Annotated in this window: 16 protein-coding genes; 9 read left to right on the top strand and 7 right to left on the bottom strand. The window is 74.8% G+C overall.

The annotated features are described in order from the left end of the window. Positions 1-20: 20 nt before the first annotated feature. The 3 genes from LG395_RS01195 to LG395_RS01185 form a co-directional block, all read right to left on the bottom strand. On the bottom strand, positions 21-689 hold the full coding sequence (locus LG395_RS01195; RefSeq protein ID WP_225808093.1) for a hypothetical protein: 669 nt from the start codon (positions 687-689) through the stop codon (positions 21-23). Between the two features lie 217 nt (positions 690-906). Next, positions 907-1971 (bottom strand): lipoate-protein ligase LplAB, encoded by a 1065-nt coding sequence (lplAB, locus tag LG395_RS01190; RefSeq protein ID WP_171151325.1) that lies wholly within the window; start codon positions 1969-1971, stop codon positions 907-909. A 236-nt stretch (positions 1972-2207) separates the two neighbouring features. Beyond that, on the bottom strand, positions 2208-2648 hold the full coding sequence (locus tag LG395_RS01185; RefSeq protein ID WP_171151323.1) for a MarR family winged helix-turn-helix transcriptional regulator: 441 nt from the start codon (positions 2646-2648) through the stop codon (positions 2208-2210). Between the two features lie 63 nt (positions 2649-2711). Here LG395_RS01185 and LG395_RS01180 point away from each other — a divergent pair, with 63 nt between their 5' ends. The 6 genes from LG395_RS01180 to LG395_RS01155 all read left to right on the top strand — a co-directional run bounded on the left by LG395_RS01180 (position 2712) and on the right by LG395_RS01155 (position 9390). Next, complete coding sequence (locus LG395_RS01180; RefSeq protein WP_171151321.1) at positions 2712-3809, top strand: ABC transporter permease; 1098 nt, start codon at positions 2712-2714, stop codon at positions 3807-3809. Between the two features lie 140 nt (positions 3810-3949). Beyond that, entirely contained in the window at positions 3950-5770 is a 1821-nt protein-coding gene (locus tag LG395_RS01175; protein ID WP_225808092.1) for a gamma-glutamyltransferase family protein, read from the top strand. Between the two features lie 109 nt (positions 5771-5879). After that, complete coding sequence (locus LG395_RS01170) at positions 5880-6725, top strand: inositol monophosphatase family protein (protein WP_225808091.1); 846 nt, start codon at positions 5880-5882, stop codon at positions 6723-6725. Between the two features lie 88 nt (positions 6726-6813). Next, positions 6814-8232: a phytoene desaturase family protein gene (locus LG395_RS01165; protein WP_171151194.1), complete on the top strand. Its 1419-nt coding sequence runs from the start codon at positions 6814-6816 to the stop codon at positions 8230-8232. A gap of 21 nt (positions 8233-8253) precedes the next feature. Continuing rightward, positions 8254-8763 carry an O-acetyl-ADP-ribose deacetylase gene (locus LG395_RS01160; RefSeq protein ID WP_225808090.1) on the top strand — a complete coding sequence of 170 codons (510 nt, stop codon included), beginning with the start codon at positions 8254-8256 and terminating at the stop codon, positions 8761-8763. A 162-nt stretch (positions 8764-8925) separates the two neighbouring features. Further along, entirely contained in the window at positions 8926-9390 is a 465-nt protein-coding gene (locus LG395_RS01155) for a DUF7144 family membrane protein (protein ID WP_171151189.1), read from the top strand. Positions 9391-9418: 28 nt separating this feature from the next. Here the strand turns inward: LG395_RS01155 and LG395_RS01150 are convergent, their stop codons facing one another. Next, positions 9419-11233, bottom strand: coding sequence for an aminotransferase-like domain-containing protein (locus LG395_RS01150; RefSeq protein WP_225808089.1), 1815 nt, complete (start codon positions 11231-11233; stop codon positions 9419-9421). Positions 11234-11247: 14 nt separating this feature from the next. Continuing rightward, positions 11248-11955, bottom strand: coding sequence for a B3/B4 domain-containing protein (locus LG395_RS01145; protein WP_225808088.1), 708 nt, complete (start codon positions 11953-11955; stop codon positions 11248-11250). 406 nt (positions 11956-12361) lie between these two features. On the opposite strand from LG395_RS01145, the gene LG395_RS01140 reads away from it, so the two are divergent. The 3 genes from LG395_RS01140 (at position 12362) to LG395_RS01130 (ending at position 15302) form a co-directional block, all read left to right on the top strand. Continuing rightward, on the top strand, positions 12362-13234 hold the full coding sequence (locus LG395_RS01140; protein WP_171151187.1) for a methylenetetrahydrofolate reductase: 873 nt from the start codon (positions 12362-12364) through the stop codon (positions 13232-13234). Positions 13235-13322: 88 nt separating this feature from the next. After that, the gene (locus LG395_RS01135) at positions 13323-14801 is read left to right on the top strand and encodes an AlkA N-terminal domain-containing protein (RefSeq protein ID WP_308071160.1); all 1479 of its coding nucleotides are present in this window, start codon (positions 13323-13325) and stop codon (positions 14799-14801) included. Positions 14802-14810: 9 nt separating this feature from the next. Next, positions 14811-15302, top strand: coding sequence for a methylated-DNA--[protein]-cysteine S-methyltransferase (locus LG395_RS01130; RefSeq protein ID WP_225808087.1), 492 nt, complete (start codon positions 14811-14813; stop codon positions 15300-15302). Positions 15303-15333: 31 nt separating this feature from the next. On the opposite strand, the gene LG395_RS01125 is transcribed toward LG395_RS01130, so the two are convergent. Next, positions 15334-16059, bottom strand: coding sequence for an SIR2 family NAD-dependent protein deacylase (locus LG395_RS01125; protein ID WP_225808086.1), 726 nt, complete (start codon positions 16057-16059; stop codon positions 15334-15336). A gap of 72 nt (positions 16060-16131) precedes the next feature. Continuing rightward, positions 16132-16626 (bottom strand): NUDIX domain-containing protein, encoded by a 495-nt coding sequence (locus tag LG395_RS01120; RefSeq protein WP_171151181.1) that lies wholly within the window; start codon positions 16624-16626, stop codon positions 16132-16134. Between the last annotated feature and the right edge of the window lie 23 nt (positions 16627-16649).

The raw sequence follows: 16649 nt of genomic DNA, 5'->3' as shown, positions 1-16649 counted from the left end.
CGGGGTCGCCGGCGGCCGGCTCAGCCCCCGCCGCCGTCCAGCGCGGCCACCGCGGACTTCGCCGCCTTGATGGCGCCCTTGTTGATCTCGTCCGTACCGGGGGCCTTCTTGTTCTCGAAGTCGCTGCCGTTGTAGGTGACGACGACGAGGGCGTTGGCGGCGCGGACCAGCACCACGCCCTCCCGGGTCTGCTGTCCGTCCTCCGTGGTGAGGTTGACGACGGAGTAGGCGCTGTCCCCGAGCCCGGGGACGGCCCCGCCGCCGCTCTTCTCGGCGACCCGCTGCTCGTACTCCTTCTTCGTCTGCTGGTCGGACTCGCCGATCTCGAAGGACACGTCGAGCCAGCGGTAGTCGTAGCCCTGGAGCGCGTTCCAGGAGCAGGTGCGGCGCAGCGCGGTGTCCGTGGACGGGATCTCCTTGCCGGCCGTCTTCGCCCCGGGCACCAGGGACTTGACGGTGCCGGCGGGCACGGCGGAGCAGGGGGCGGGCGCGGTGCCGTACGTCTTCGCCGCCGTGGTGGACGACGGGGCGGCGGTGGAGGACCCGGCGGGCGTCTTCTGGGCCGTCGGGTGTCCGGCGGAGGCCGGCGGCGCGGCCGGACCGGACGTCAGCGCCCAGCCGGCACAGGCGAGTACCGCGACCGGCGTCAGACGCGCGGTGAGAGCGAGCGGCAGAGGAAGGGAACGCACGGCGCACTTCTCGTGGGGGAGGGGTGCGGAAGGGGTCCGCATGGTGGACGGGGACGACAGTGTCACACGACTCCCTGTGCGGCGGAAGGGCCAACTCGCTGCGTACCCGGCCGGTCACGGCCGCACGTTCACGACGTACTGCTCTGCCCTTTATGCCCCGCCGCCCGACCCCGGGCACCACGATCCGCCGGCGGCGGCCGGCGCGACGCGGGTACGGCTACGGCACCCTCGCCGTCCACTCCGGCGACGAGAACTTGGTGCGGGCCAGCTCCTCGGCCAGGGCCAGCTCCTCGTCGGTGACCTTGCCCCGCTCCAGGCCGTACCGCGCGCGGAAGGAGGCGATCATCCGGTCGATGACGGCCTCGCGCGGCAGTCCCGTCTGCCGCCGCAGCGGGTCGACCCGCTTCTTCGCGCTCCGGGTCCCCTTGTCGGACAGCTTCTCCCGCCCGATCCGCAGCACCTCGACCATCTTGTCCGCGTCGATGTCGTACGACATGGTCACGTGGTGCAGTACGGCACCCGGGCCGCCGCCGGGGCCGACGATCCGCTTCTGCGCGGCGCCCGCGATCTTGCCCTGGTCCGTCGCGATGTCGTTCAGCGGCTGGTACCAGGCCCGGATGCCCATGTCGCCGAGGGCGCCCAGCACCCAGTCGTCCAGATAGGCGTAGCTGTCCTGGAAGGACAGGCCCTGCACCAGGGACTCGGGCACCGACAGGGAGTAGGTGATCGTGTTGCCAGGCTCCACGAACATCGCGCCGCCGCCGGAGATCCGCCGCACCACCTCGATGCCGTGCCGGGCGGCGCCCCGCGGGTCCACCTCGTTGCGCAGCGACTGGAAGCTGCCGATGATCACCGCCGGGGCGCCCCACTCCCACACCCGCAGCGTCGGCGGCCGCCGGCCCGCGGCCACCTCGGCGGTCAGCACCTCGTCCAGCGCCATGTGCAGGGCGGGCGGCTGCGGGGCCTCGTGGATCAGCTGCCAGTCGTAGTCCGTCCAGTCGGTGGCGTGCGCGAGCGCGCGGCGCACCGCGGTGCCGACGCCCTCCGGCGTCAGCCCGTACATCACCGTCCCCGCCGGCAGCGCCGCCTCGATCCGCGCAGCCAGTCCCGCCGCGTCGGTGTCCGCCGGGGCGCCCTCCAGCGCGCGGTCCACCGCCTCCAGCGCCTCGTCCGGCTCCAGGAAGAAGTCGCCCGCGACACGCACGTGCCGCAGCACGCCGTCCTCCACGTCCACGTCCACGACGACGAGCTTGCCGCCGGGCACCTTGTACTCACCGTGCACTGCCTGGGCCTCCGTTCCTCCGAAGGGGATCAACGCGGAGGCCGGCCCTGCTGTTCCCCCCTCGGCATCGCCGGCACCGGCCGGGCGCGCCGGTCACCCCCTCTTCGGTACGGGAGCGACCGCCGCCCGGGCGCGGCCCTCGCCGAAACGCCGCGGCGCCGGTTCGGCGACCGGTGTGCGGCCTCCCTGGCTGCGGTCGGCTACTCGTGCCCGTCCTGCGTCTGCTCGCCGACCGGTCAGAGCGCCTGGGGATTGAGGGCGCCGAGCATGCGCCGGAGGTGGGCGCGGACCTGTTCCTGTTCGTGGGGCGGGAAGGGCTCCAGGACCTCCTGTTCGCACGGCTGGACGGCGGTTTCGGCCCGCAGTGCGAGTTCCACGCCGGCGGCCGTGACGGACATCTCGACCATCTTCCCGTGCGTCGGACGGGCCTGCCGTTCGACAAGGCCGCGCTCCACCAGGTCCCGCAGCGCCGTGCCCATGGACTGTGCGGTGATGCCGCAGCGGCGGGCGAGTTCGGCGCTGCACAGGGCCCCGTCCCGGCTCAGCCGGACGAGGGCGCTGAACTGCGCCTGGGTCAGCTTGAGCGGGCGCAGTGCCTGGTCCAGGCGCTGGACGTACGCCTGCGAGAGCTGCCAGATCAGATAGCCGACGCGCTCGCCGGGGTCCTTCATCGTCATCCACGCCTCCGACGTCTCTGTTAACTTATATAAGTTACCTTACATAACGAGCGACGAGGGACCATGTCCGCTACCGCGTCCACCAGCCGAAGTCATCCCGCCGACACCGACCCGGGGCCGGGCCGGCACCGTCACCACCCGGGTCCCCAGACGGACGCTCCCCCCGAGCGCCGGGGACTGACCGGTCCGAAGGCGGTGCTCAAGCCCGTGATCACCGTGCTGACCATCGGTCTGGTCTTCGTCAGCGTCTTCCTCGCCGCCTTCCACACCCCCCAGGCGCACCGCCTGCCGATCGCCGTCGCCGCGTCCGACAAGACCGCGGCACTCTTCGACGTCCGGCTCCAGCGCGTCTCGCCGGACGCTTTCCAGGTCGACCGGTACCCGGACGACGCCTCGGCCCGCCGGGCGGTCGAACACCGCCGCGCGTACGCCGCGCTGCTGGCCGACGGCGGCAAGCCCGGCATCGTGTACGCGGGTGCCAACGGCCCCGCCGTGTCCGCGCTCGTGGCACCCCTCGGCAGTCTGTGCGCCCCCGCCTGCCACACCGCGGAGCAGAAGCTGCCCGTCACCGACATCCTTCCCCTGTCGCGGGGGGACAGCCGGGGTCTGTCGGTCTTCTACGCGTCTTTCGGCCTGGTGCTGGCAGGCTTCCTCTTCGGCCAGATGACCTACCAAGTGGCACCGCGGCTGTCCTTCGGCCAGCGCCTGTGCAGTCTGACGCTGTTCGCGGTCGTCGGGGGACTGGCGGCCACGCTGATCGCGAGCACGGCCTTCGGTGCCATACCCGGCCCCTTCCTGGGCATCGCCGGACTCGTGGTGCTGATGGCGGGGGCCGTGGCGGCGGCCACCGTGCTGCTGATCCGCGTCTTCGGCCCCGCCGGGGTTCCGCTGGCGTCGATCTTCATGCTGGTCATGGGGAACGCCACGAGCGGTGGGGTGCTGCCGCCCGAGTTCCTGCCGGGCTGGCTGAGGCCCCTCGCCTCGGTGATGCCCGCGGGCGTCGGCGTCCGCGCACTGGACGGGATCGCCTACTTCCACCACGACGGACTGACCAGCGGCATCCTGGTGCTGTCCGCCTGGATCGCCCTGTGCGTCACGGCGCTGTACTTCCTCGACCGGATCGCCGCGTCCGCCGCGATCATGCACGCGGTGAGACCGTGAGGCACGCCGTCCGGAACAGGATTCGGACGGCGTGCGGACCGGAACGGTGATCGCGGGACGTGCCGGCCCTTCCCGGATCTGCGCACGGCCGGTTTTGATGTCGGACATCGCCACCGAACCGCCGAACAACGAGGTGAGAGATGCAGTCCACGACCCGTCCCACACTCCAGGGCACCTTCGGCATGGTGTCCTCCACCCACTGGCTCGCCTCCCAGTCGGCGATGGCGGTGCTGGAGGACGGGGGCAACGCGTTCGACGCCGCCGTGGCCGGGGCGTTCGTGCTGCACGTCGTGGAGCCGCACCTCAACGGGCCGGCCGGCGAGGTGCCGATCCTGCTCGCCCCGGCGGGCGGCGCGGTGCGCGTGCTGTGCGGGCAGGGCGTGGCCCCGGCGGGCGCGACGGCGGCCCACTACCGGGGACTCGGGCTGGACCTCGTACCGGGCACCGGACCGCTCGCCGCCGCCGTGCCCGGTGCCTTCGACGCCTGGCTGCTGCTCCTGCGCGACCACGGCACCAAGTCGCTGGACGACGTCCTGAAGTACGCCATCGGCTACGCCGAACACGGGCACGCGCCCGTGGAGAACGTCGGCCTGACCGTCGAGAGCGTACGGAGGCTGTTCGAGACCGAGTGGACCTCCTCGGCGGAGCTGTACCTGCCGGGCGGCCGGGCACCCCGTCCGGGCGCCCTGCTGCGCAACCCCGCCCTGGCCGCCACCTGGAAGCGGCTGCTGGCCGAGACCGCCCGCGCGGGCGGCCGGGAGGCCCGGATCGACGCCGCGCGCGAGGTGTGGCGCTCCGGCTTCATCGCCGAGGCCCTGGTACGGCAGTCCCGCCGGCCCACCCTGGACACCAGCGGCGAGCGGCACACCGGCACCCTCACCGAGGCCGACCTCGCCGGCTGGTCGGCGGCCTACGAGACGCCGGTGACGTACGACTGGAACGGCTGGACGGTGTGCAAGGCCGGCCCCTGGAGCCAGGGCCCGGTGCTGCTCCAGCAACTCGCCCTGCTCCCGCCGGAGCTGCCCGCCTACGGTTCCGCCGACTACGTCCACCTGCTGATCGAGGGCTGCAAGCTCGCCATGGCCGACCGCGAAGCCTGGTACGGGGACGCCGCCGAGGTGCCCCTCGCGGACCTGCTGTCGGACGGGTACAACGCGGCCCGGCGCGCCCTCGTCGGGGAGAAGGCGGACCACGGGCTGCGCCCCGGCAGCCCCGGCGGCCGTACCCCGCGGCTGCCCGCACAGGCACGCGCGCGCGTGCGGGACGGCGCGGAACACGGCTTCGACCCGATGGGCGCCGGCGAACCCACCGTGGCGGGGCTGCCCGGCGATCTCGAGGTCGCCGCCGACGGCACGACCCGCGGCGACACCTGCCACCTGGACGTCGTCGACCGCTGGGGCAACATGATCGCGGCCACCCCCAGCGGCGGCTGGCTCCAGTCCAACCCCGTCGTCCCCGAGCTGGGCTTCCCGCTCGGCACCCGCCTGCAGATGACCTGGCTGGAGGAGGGCCTGCCGGGCACCCTCACCCCCGGCCGCCGCCCCCGCACCACCCTCACCCCGTCCCTCGCGCTGCGCGACGGCGTGCCGGTCATGGCGTTCGGCACGCCCGGCGGCGACCAGCAGGACCAGTGGCAGATGCACTTCTTCCTGGCCGCCGCCCTGCGCGCCCCCGTCCGCGGCGGCCTCGACCTCCAGGGCGCCATCGACGCCCCCAACTGGCACAACGACAACCACCCCAGCTCCTTCCACCCGCGCGGCCGGCATGCCGGGGGCGTCACCGTGGAGTCCCGCATGGACGCCGGGGTGATCGAGGAGCTGCGGCGACGCGGCCACGACGTCACCGTCGGCCCCGCCTGGTCCGAGGGGCGGCTGTGCGCGGTGGCCCGGGACCCGGAGACCGGCGTCCTGTCGGCGGCGGCCAATCCGCGCGGCATGCAGGGGTACGCCGTCGGCCGCTGACGGCCCTGCCCGGCCCCGCGGTGCCGGCCCTCGCTCTTCATCCCGAATCCACCCCGGGTACACCGGACGGGGGCCGGGATTGTCAGCGGGCCGTGCTCTCATGGGAGGCATGATCGAAGAGACGGAAACCATCGAGGAGTTTCTCGCCCGCTGCTCGGCCGACGTGGAGGAGGCGGTCCGCAAGGCCGCCGCGGCCGAGATCCTGCCCCGATTCCGCCGCCTGGCCGCGCACGAGGTCGACCAGAAGAGCGGCCCGCACGACCTGGTGACGGACGCCGACCGCCTCGCCGAGGTGCGGCTCACCGAGGACCTCGGCGCCCTGCTGCCCGGCTCGGTCGTCGTCGGCGAGGAGGCGGTGCACGCCGACCCGGCGGTGTACCGGGCGCTCCAGGACGACGGACCGGTGTGGATCGTCGACCCGGTCGACGGCACCCGCCAGTTCGTCCACGGTGACGACGGCTTCTGCACCCTGGTCGCGCTCGTCCGGCGGGGCACCGTGCTCGCCTCCTGGACCTACGCGGCGGCACGCGACCAGTTCGCCACCGCCGTCCGCGGCCAGGGCGCCCGCCTCGACGGCGAGCGGCTGTTCGCCGGGCCGCCCACGCCCGGCCGGGACCTCGTCGTCGCCACCTCCCACCCTGACTACACCACCGACGAGCAGAAGCGCGCGCTGCGCCCCCTGTGGACCGAGGGCATCGCCCCGCGCGCGTGCGGCTCGGCGGGCCTGGAGTACCTCGCCGTGGCCCGGGGCGAGCTGGACGCCGTGGCGTTCTCCTGGGAGGCCGCCTGGGACCACGCGGCCGGTCTGCTCCTGGTCGAGGAGGCGGGCGGTACGCACCTCACCCTGACCGGCGAGCCGTTCCGCGTCACCGGGGGCAACGCCCTGCCGTTCACGGCCGCCCGGGACGCCGCCACCGCCCGCCGGGTGGCGGACCTGCTGCGCACCGGGTCCTGACCTGCCGGGACCACCCGGGCCGGGGGAGTGTCAGACCCCCGGCATATCCTGATCCCGAATGGCCGTCGGCTGACGAAGGGGTCCGAAGGTGCCGTCGATGCTCGATGCGGTCGTGGTGGGTGCGGGACCGAACGGACTGACCGCAGCCGTGGAGCTGGCCCGCCGCGGCTTCTCCGTGGCCCTGTTCGAGGCGAAGCCCACCGTCGGCGGCGGCGCCCGCACCGAGGAGCTGACGCTGCCCGGCTTCCGGCACGACCCGTGCTCGGCCGCGCACCCCCTCGGCATCAACTCCCCGGCGTTCCGCGCCCTTCCGCTCGACCGGTACGGCCTGGAGTGGCTGGACGCCCCCCTGCCCATGGCCCACCCGTTCCCGGACGGCACCGCGGCCGTGCTCTCCCGCTCGGTCGCCCAGACCGCCGCCTCCTTCGGACCGCGCGACGCCGGGACGTACCGCAGACTGGTCGAGCCGCTCCTCGCCCACTGGGACACCCTCGTCCGGGACTTCATGTCCCTGCCGCTGACCGCGCTGCCCCGCGACCCCGTCACCCTGGCCCGCTTCGGCCTGGCCGGGCTCCCGCCGTCCACCTGGCTGATGCGCCGCTTCAAGGACGAACGGTTCAAGACCCTGTTCGCCGGTCTGGTCGGCCATGTGATGGCACCGCTGGGCGGCGTGGCCACCAGCGCCATCGGGCTCGTCTTCGCCCTCTCCGCCCACGCCCGCGGCTGGCCGGTGCCCCGCGGCGGCTCCCAGGCCATCTCCGACGCCCTCGCCGCCTACCTGACCGACCTGGGCGGCGCCGTGCACACCGACTACGAGGTCAAGCGCCTCGACGACCTGCCGCCCGCGCGCGCGTACGTCTTCGACACCTCGCCCTCCGCGCTCGCCCGGATCGCCGGCTTCGGCGACCACTACGCGGGCTACCGCTACGGCCCCGGCGTCTTCAAGATCGACTACGCGCTGGACGGCCCGGTGCCCTGGACCGCGCCCGAGGCCCGCACCGCCGGCACCGTCCAGATCGGCGCGAGCCACACCGAGATCGGCACCGCCCTGCGCGCCGTCTCCCGCGAGGGCCGCGCCCCCGACCGGCCCTTCATGATCACCGTGCAGCCCAGCCTGGTGGACCCCACCCGCGCCCCCGAGGGCAAGCACGTCTTCTGGGCCTACGGCCATGTGCCGAACGGCTGGTCCGGCGACCTCACCGACGCCATGGAACGCCAGCTCGAGCGCTACGCCCCCGGCTTCCGCGACCGCGTGCTCGCCCGCGCCACCGCCGGACCCGCCGAGATGGCCGCCCGCAACGCCAACTACGTCGGCGGTGACATCGCCTGCGGCGCGGCCTCCGGACTCCAGTTGCTGCTGCGCCCCAAGCCGACCCTGTTCCCGTACCACACCCCCCACCCGGCCGTCTTCATCTGCTCCTCGGCCACCCCGCCCGGCCCCGGTGTCCACGGCATGTCCGGACACAACGCGGCCAAGGCCGTCTGGCGGAGACTGAGACAGACCTGACGACCACCAGCCGAGGCAGACATGACCGTCATCACCCTCGTCCAGGGCGACATCACCCGGCAGCACGCCGACGCCATCGTCAACGCGGCGAACTCCTCCCTGCTCGGCGGCGGAGGCGTGGACGGCGCGATCCACCGCCGGGGCGGCCCCGCCATCCTCGAGGAGTGCCGCGCCCTGCGCGCCTCCCGGTACGGAAAGGGCCTGCCCACGGGCCGGGCGGTCGCCACCACGGCGGGCGAACTGGACGCCCGCTGGGTGATCCACACCGTGGGACCCGTCTGGTCCGCCACCGAGGACCGCTCCGACCTGCTCGCCTCCTGCTACCGCGAGTCCCTGCGCGTCGCCGACGAGCTCGGCGCCCGGACCGTCGCCTTCCCGGCCGTCTCCACCGGCGTCTACCGGTGGCCGATGCGGGACGCGGCCCGCATCGCGGTGGAGACCGTACGGAACACGCCGACGGCGGTGGAGGAGGCACGGTTCGTGCTCTTCGACGAACAGGCGTACGCGGCGTTCGCCCGGCAGGCCGGCTGACGCGCGCCGCCGCCGGCCGGCCCCGGCCGATCGACCGTGAGTCACCCGAACGGCGTACCCCTCGGTGCGCCCGGCGGCTGCCTGGCCAACGCTCGGAGTGCCCGCCCGCTCCCCGGGAGCGCGCGGGCATCCGGCGAACGGGGAGGCAGAAAGGACACGCTCATGAGCCAGGCAGCGCAGCCCACCGGACCGACCAGCCCGGGCGGCGAGTGGCCGCCGCGGCAACCCGGCGCCCGCGGCGGCGCCTGGGCGACCGGCGGCGTCACGTTCGCCGGCGTCCTGATGGTGTGCAGCGGCCTCCTCGCCCTCTTCCAGGGGATCGCCGCCGTCACCGCGGACGCCGTCTACTACCGCATCGGCAGCTACATCTACAAGATGAACCTCACCGGCTGGGGCACGATCCACATCGTCATCGGCGCCCTGGTCCTGGCGACGGGCGTGGGCCTGCTCATGCACGTGCCCTGGGCCCGCGTCGTCGGCATGGTCCTCGTCGCGTTCAGCCTCATCACCCAGTTCCTGTTCCTGCCGTACGCGCCCGTCTGGTCACTGGTCCTGCTGGCCATCGACGTCTTCGTGCTCTGGGCGCTGGCATCCGGTCACGAATCCCGTCAGGAAGCGGTGGGCTGAGACCCCGCCGGCATCCGGCCCGTCCCCCTCACCCCAGCTCACGCAGGGTCCTGCCGAGCAGTGCCACGCCCTGCGCCACGACACCCGGCGCGGTGGCCGCGTAACCGAGGACCAGACCGGGCGGGCCGGGCGTCTGCCGGTGCCAGGACAGCGGCTGGCACTTCACACCACGGGCGAGCGCGGCCGCCGCGAACTCCGTGTCGGGCACGTCCGGGGCGTACGTCACCGTCAGGTGCAGGCCCGCCGCGGCCCCGTGCACCCGCGCCCCCGGCAGATGCTCGGCGAGCGCGGCGATCATCGCGTCCCTGCGCCTGCGGTGGCGCCCGCGCAGCAGTCGCAGATGCCGCTCCAGTTCCCCGGACTCCATCAGCCGGGCGAGCACCAGCTGCGGCAGCACCGCGTTGCCGAGGTCGTTGAAGCGTTTGGCGTCGGTCAGCGCCATGCGGTACCGGGCCGGTGCCACCAGCCAGCCGATCCGCAGCGCCGGCGCGAGCAGTTTCGACACACTGCCCAGGTAGCAGACCCGGTCGGCCAGCAGGGCGCGCAGCGCGGGGATCGGGGGCCGGTCGTAGCGGTGTTCCGCGTCGTAGTCGTCCTCCAGGATCAGCCCCCCGTCCCGCGCCCACTCCAGCAGCTCCCGCCGGCGCTCGCCGCTGGTCACCACGCCGGTGGGGAACTGATGGGCGGGCGTGAGGAGGACGGCCCGGGCGCCGGTCGCCCGCAGCGCGTCGACGTGTACGCCCTCCTCGTCGACCGGTACCGGCGGGGTGGCGAGGCCACCGTTGCGCAGGTGCTGGCGGGCGCCCAGCGAGCCGGGCTCCTCCACCGCGACCGCGTGGACGCCGTCCGCCCGCAGCACCGGGTGCAGCAGGGTGAGCGCCTGGGCGGTGCCCGCGACGATCAGCACCGCGTCCGGCTCCACGCGCACCCCCCGCACCCGTGCGAGCCAGTCGGCGACGGCCCGCCGCAGCCGGGGCGCGCCGCGCGGGTCGCCGTAGCCGAGCTGCTCGGCGGAGAGTCCGGCCAGCACGGCCCGCTCGGCCCGCAGCCAGGCGGCGCGGGGAAAGGTGGTGAGGTCGGGCCGGCCGGGAGTGAAGTCGACGGCGGCCGGGGCGGCCCGCAACGCGTCGAACACGTCCGCGCCGGGGTCCCCGCCGAACAGCCCGCCGGGTCCGCCGTCCTCCGGACCACCGGCCTCAGGGGCGTACGGCCGGCCGCGCCCACCGGCGCCCGGACCGGGGGAGCCGGCGGTGGCCGGAACGGGGTACGGCCCGGCGGACCCGCCGGCGCGGTGACCGGCGCACGGCCGGGCGGGCCCGTCCGCGCCCTGACCGGCGTACCGCCCTCCCGGCCCGCCGGCGCGCCCACGCGCGGACGGCCCACCGGCGACTCCGGCGCCGGCACTGTCCCCGCCGCCGCGTGCGATCCCGCCGCCCACCCCACGCGCAGCCGGCGACCCGCTCGCACCCGCAGCGTCCACCGTCCCCGGCGAGCCCGCGGCCCCGGGCCGGGCACCGGCGGCCGGCGGGGGCACGGTGGTGAACGGCGCCGCCACCACCACCGTGCCGCCGCGGCGGCGGCCCGCCACCTGGCCGTCCTCGGCGAGGCGCCGGTACGCCTCGGTCACCACGCCCCGCGACACGCGCAGTTCCGCGGCGAGCACCCGGGTCGGCGGCAGTCTGCTGCCCACCGTCAGCCGGCCGTCGGCTATGGCCTGCCGCAGCCGTCCGGCCAGCCACTCCGCCTTCCCCCCGGCGGGCACGTCGGCGACCGCCAGTTGCAGGAAGTCCGAGCCGCGCGCCGGCATCTCCACCGTGTCCCGCCCCTCGTCCACCCCGCCCATACTGCCCCGGCCGGTCAGTCGCCGAAGACGAACTCCGCGGCGGCCGGGGTGAGGACGGCCGCCGCCGTGGTGGCCGCCCAGTGCGCCGCCACCTCCTCCTCGACCGTCTTCAGCACCTCGGCCACGCTCTCCGCGCCGCCCTCGTGCATCGCCTCCGTCACCACCAGCACCCGCCCGGTGTGCGTGCCGACCGCCGAGTGGCCGCTCTGCCGGTGCGTCCAGCGGCGGGCGTGGGCCCGGCCCGCGGAGTCGACGAAGGTCACCTCGCCGGGTGCCGGGTGCTCGACGGCGCCGCCGAACGCCGTGTACGTCTCGTTCCCGAGGGCGGGGCGCACCTCCAGCAGCGGCCCGGTGATCCGGTCGACGTCGAGGACGGCCACCGGAACGGCGTACGCCACCGAGATCGCGTTGCACAGGTCCACCAGCGGATGGATGCGCGGCAGCGCGCCCTCCTTCCGCAGCCGCCGCAGCAGTGACTCGGAGGCGGACCGGTACTGCGTCGGCTTCAGCCCCATCCGGGCGAAGGCCCGCCGCCAGGCCAGCACCTCGGGGAACTCGCCCTCGGTGGCTCCGGTCAGCCGTGCGGCGGCCCGGGAGATGTACGCGGCGGCGCGGGGCCCGGTGTCCACGGGGGCGCCGACGCCGGCGGCGTACAGCGCACCGGCGGACAGGTCGGGGAAGGCGGCCCGGACCGGTTCGGCATGCCGGAATCGCACGGTCACGCCACCACCGCCCGGGCAGCCGGGTTCGACGAAACGCTCAACGGGACCTCCTCGACGATCGGAACCCCCACCCTGCCCACCCCTTGGCCCGACGACCAGAACCAAACAAGGCCCGCTTCACCGGTCCATAACCCGGCGGGCCGAGAGGCCGGCCCGCCCGGGCGCGCGTTCCGTACGCAGGAACCCCGCGCGGGCCGGGGCACGGGCCCCCAGGGCGGAATGCCGCGTTCCGCCGTTCCCGGCCCCCCCGGCCTCGTCCCGCGCCCCAGCCCACCGGCCGTCCCCGCCCCCTGCCCCCTGAGACACCGCCCCCACGTGACATCATCGGCCGGGCCCGCACCCCGCCCGTGGCTACTGCGGTGCGCCGTGTCGCGGTACGAGGAGCACGAGGAGTACGAGGAACACGATGGACCCCGCGCTGCTGGACGACTTCTCACTGGAGATGACCGGCAAGGACGTGCCCGGGCTGGAGGAGGCGCGGGACGGCATCCCGCCCGGCACCCGGATCAACATCACGTTCCTGGCCGGCGAGGACACCGGGACCCGGCTGGCCGCCGCCCGCGCGGTCAGACGGCTCGGCTTCGTCCCCGTACCGCACATCGCCGCCCGCCGCCTGCCCTCCCGGTCCGCCCTGGAGGAGTTCCTCGCCGGGCTGGCGGCCGACGGCACCGCGGGGAACGTGTTCGTCGTCGGCGGCGACCCGGCCCGGCCCGAGGGTCCCTACGAGGACGCCCTCGCCGTCCTGCGCACCGGGCTGCTGCGGCCCCACGGCGTCCGGCACGTGGGTGTCGCAGGCTACCCGGAGGGCCACCCCGGCATAGCCGACCGGCTGCTGTGGCCGGCGCTCACGGACAAGGCGGCGGCCCTCGGGGCCGACGGGTTCACCGGCGACGTCATCACCCAGTTCGGCTTCGACGTCGACCCGGTGCTCGCCTGGCTGGAGGCCCTGCGCGCGCGGGGCGTCACCCTGCCCGTCCGCGTCGGCGTCCCCGGACCGGCGGGGGTGCGCCGGCTGCTGCGCTACGCGGGCCGGTTCGGCGTCGGCACCAGCGCCTCCGTGGCCCGCAAGTACGGCTTGTCGCTGACCAACCTCATGGGCACGGCCGGCCCGGACCGCTTCCTGCACGCACTGGCCGACCGCTACGACCCGGCACGGCACGGCACGGTGAAGGTGCACTTCTACACGTTCGGCGGCCTGCGGACCACCGCCGACTGGATCACCCGCTTCCGCCGTGCAACCGAACACCTCAGTGAGGCGCGACAGACCGCTCGATCATGAGATGAGCGACCCGGGGGCCCTGGCCAGGCCCACATTGATGTCGGATTCCCGCCAGCGGCCGGGCCGCGCGGTGGGCCATGCTGGTCGTATGCAGACAGGGATGCCCCTCGACCGGGAGCACTGCGTACGCGCCGTGCGGTCCAAGGACGCGCGCTTCGACGGATGGTTCTTCACAGCCGTCCTGACCACCCGGATCTACTGCCGGCCGAGCTGCCCGGTCGTGCCGCCCAAGCCGGAGAACATGACGTTCTACCCGAGCGCCGCCGCCTGCCAGAACGCCGGGTTCCGTGCCTGCAAGCGCTGCCGCCCCGACACCAGCCCCGGCTCCCCCGAGTGGAACGCGCGCGCCGACCTCGTGGCCCGGGCCATGCGGCTGATCGCCGACGGGGTCGTGGACCGCGAGGGCGTGCCCGGACTCGCCGCCCGGCTCGGCTACAGCACCCGGCAGGTGGAGCGGCAGCTCCTCGCCGAGCTGGGCGCCGGCCCGCTCGCGCTCGCCCGCGCGCAGCGGGCCCAGACCGCGCGGCTGCTCATCGAGACCACGGCCCTGCCGATGGCGGAGATCGCGTTCGCGGCCGGATTCGCCTCCGTCCGCGCCTTCAACGACACCGTGCGCGAGGTCTTCGCCCTGTCCCCGAGCGAGCTGCGCGCCCGGGCCCCGAAGGGCGGCGCGGGCACCCCCGGCGTGCTCTCCCTGCGGCTGCCGTTCCGTGCCCCGCTGAACCCGTCCAACCTTTTCGGCCACCTCGCCGCCACCGCCGTACCCGGCGTCGAGGAGTGGCGCGACGGCGCCTACCGCCGCACCCTGCGACTGCCGTACGGCCACGGCATCGCCGCGCTCGCGCCCCGCCCCGACCACATCGCCTGCCGTCTCACCCTGAGCGACCTGCGCGATCTGACCGTGGCCATCAGCCGCTGCCGCCGCCTGCTCGACCTGGACGCCGACCCGCTGGCGGTCGACGGCCATCTGCGCACCGACCCGTCCCTCGCGCCCCTGGTCGACCAGGGCCCGGGCCGCCGCGTGCCGCGCACGGTCGACGAGGCCGAGTTCGCCGTCCGGGCCGTACTCGGACAGCAGGTGTCCACGGCCGCCGCCCGCACCCACGCGGCGCGCCTGGTCACCGCGCACGGCAAGCCACTGGACGACCCCGAGGGCGGCCTCACCCACCTCTTCCCCTCACCCGAGGCGCTGGCCGCCGTCGACCCCGAGACCCTGGCGATGCCCCGGACCCGGCGCACCACCTTCACCACCCTCGTCCGTGAACTCGCCGACGGCCGACTGCACCTGGGCGTGGAGGCCGACTGGGCCGAGGCGAGGGCCCGGCTGCTCGCGCTGCCCGGCTTCGGGCCCTGGACGGTGGACGTCATCGCCATGCGCGCCCTCGGTGACCCCGACGCCTTCCTCCCCACCGACCTCGGCATCCGGCGCGCCGCGAAGGAGCTGGGCCTGCCGGCCACCCCGGCCGCGCTCACCGCCCGCGCGGAGACGTGGCGGCCCTGGCGGTCGTACGCGGTGCAGTACCTGTGGGCGACGGACAGCCACCCGATCAACTTCCTCCCGGCCTGAAGGGCTCCGATGAACCACCACACCGTGATCGACAGCCCCTACGGGCCGCTCACCCTCGTCGCCGACGCCGACGGCGCCCTGTGCGGCCTGTACATGGTGGACCAGCGGCACCGCCCCGGCGAGGAGCGGTTCGGCCCGCGCGACGACAGCCTGCCCGTCTTCGCCGAGACGGCCGAGCAGCTGACGGCGTACTTCGCGGGCGAGACCAAGGAGTTCACCGTCCGGCTCGGCCTGCACGGCACACCGTTCCAGCGCTGCGTCTGGCAGCAGCTGAGCGCCATCCCGTACGGCGAGACCCGCACCTACGGCGAACTGGCCGACGCCCTCGGCAACCCCCGGGCCTCCCGCGCCGTGGGCCTCGCCAACGGCCGCAATCCCGTGGGCATCATCGTCCCTTGCCACCGTGTGATCGGCTCCGACGGCAGCCTCACCGGCTACGGCGGCGGCCTCGACCGCAAGCGCCGCCTGCTGGACTTCGAACGGGGGGCCGTGCTGTTCTGACCCCCGCGCCGACGGCGCCGGCCGGGCGTCCTCAGCCGCTCAGCGTGCCCAGGAGCGCGGGCAGCGCGGTGCCGATCGGTTCCCGGACGACCTCGTCGGCCCGGTCGTCGTAGGGAGTCGGCTCGGCGTTCACGATGACGAGGCGTGCGCCGTGGTCGGCGGCCACGGCGGCGAGACCGGCGGCGGGCTGCACCTGGAGGCTGCTGCCCACGGCGATGAACACCTGGCAGGCCTTGGTGACCGCCACGGCCTGCCCGAGGACCACCGGATCCAGCCGCTCGCCGAACATCACCGTCGCCGGCTTCAGGATGCCGCCGCACTCCAGGCACGGCGGGTCCGCCTCGCCGGCCTCCACCCGGGCCAGGGCGTCCTCCATCGGCCCCCGGGCCCCGCACCCGGTGCACACCACGGCGCGGGCGCTGCCGTGGAGTTCGAGCACCTTGCGGGCGGGCATACCGGCGAGCTGGTGCAGGCCGTCCACGTTCTGCGTGATGACCCGGACCGGGACGCCGGACCTCTCCAGTTCGGCGACGGCCCGGTGCGCCGCGTTCGGCCGGGCCTGGAGCGTCCCGTTCTCGCGGCGCATCCGCCAGGACCGCCGCCGGATCTCCGGGTCCGTCATGTAGTACTCGTACGTCACGAGCTTCTCGGCCTCCGGATCGCGCCGCCACAGTCCGTTCGGCCCGCGGTAGTCCGGGATGCCGGAGTCGGTGGAGATACCGGCCCCGCTGAGCAGGGCGACGAGGGGCTTGGCCATGGCACCGAGGGTAGGGCGGGCGGCGTGGCCGCCGCGAGCGGATAACCACCGGCCGCACGGCGGGCCGGGCGGTCAGGCCACGCGGTGGCCGTTCTCCAGCTCCGCCGTGCCGGAGCCGTCCGCGAGGACGTCCAGCGCGGCCAGCACGCGACGGCCCAGCGCCCCGGGCAGATGGGCGGTGAGGTCCTCGCGGGCCACCAGGCGCCAGGAGAGCAGCTCCTCCTCCTGGAGCCGGATGGCCTTCAGCTCGTCCGCGGTCAGGACACCGCCGTCGTACAGGTACGCCACCAGCGGCGGCCGGCCCGCGCCGTGCACCCAGTCCACGGCCAGCAGCCTGCCGAGTTCCCGGTCGAGCCCGATCTCCTCCAGCGTCTCCCGGCGGGCGCCCTGGCGCGGCGTCTCCCCGGCGTCGGACTCGATGGTCCCGCCCGGAAGGGCCCAGCCGTCACGGTAGTTGGGTTCGACGAGCAGCACCCGCCCCTCGGCGTCCCGGAAGAGGGCGGCGGCCCCGGCGAGGACACGGGGCAGGCTCGCGATGTACGCGGCGAAATCCTGGGTCGTGGTCATTGGGGAAGGGTAACCAGCCGGCT

This window comes from Streptomyces spinosus, from assembly GCF_020400655.1.
GTDB lineage: Bacteria > Actinomycetota > Actinomycetes > Streptomycetales > Streptomycetaceae > Streptomyces > Streptomyces argyrophylli.
This window is presented reverse-complemented; position numbering and strand designations above follow the sequence as displayed.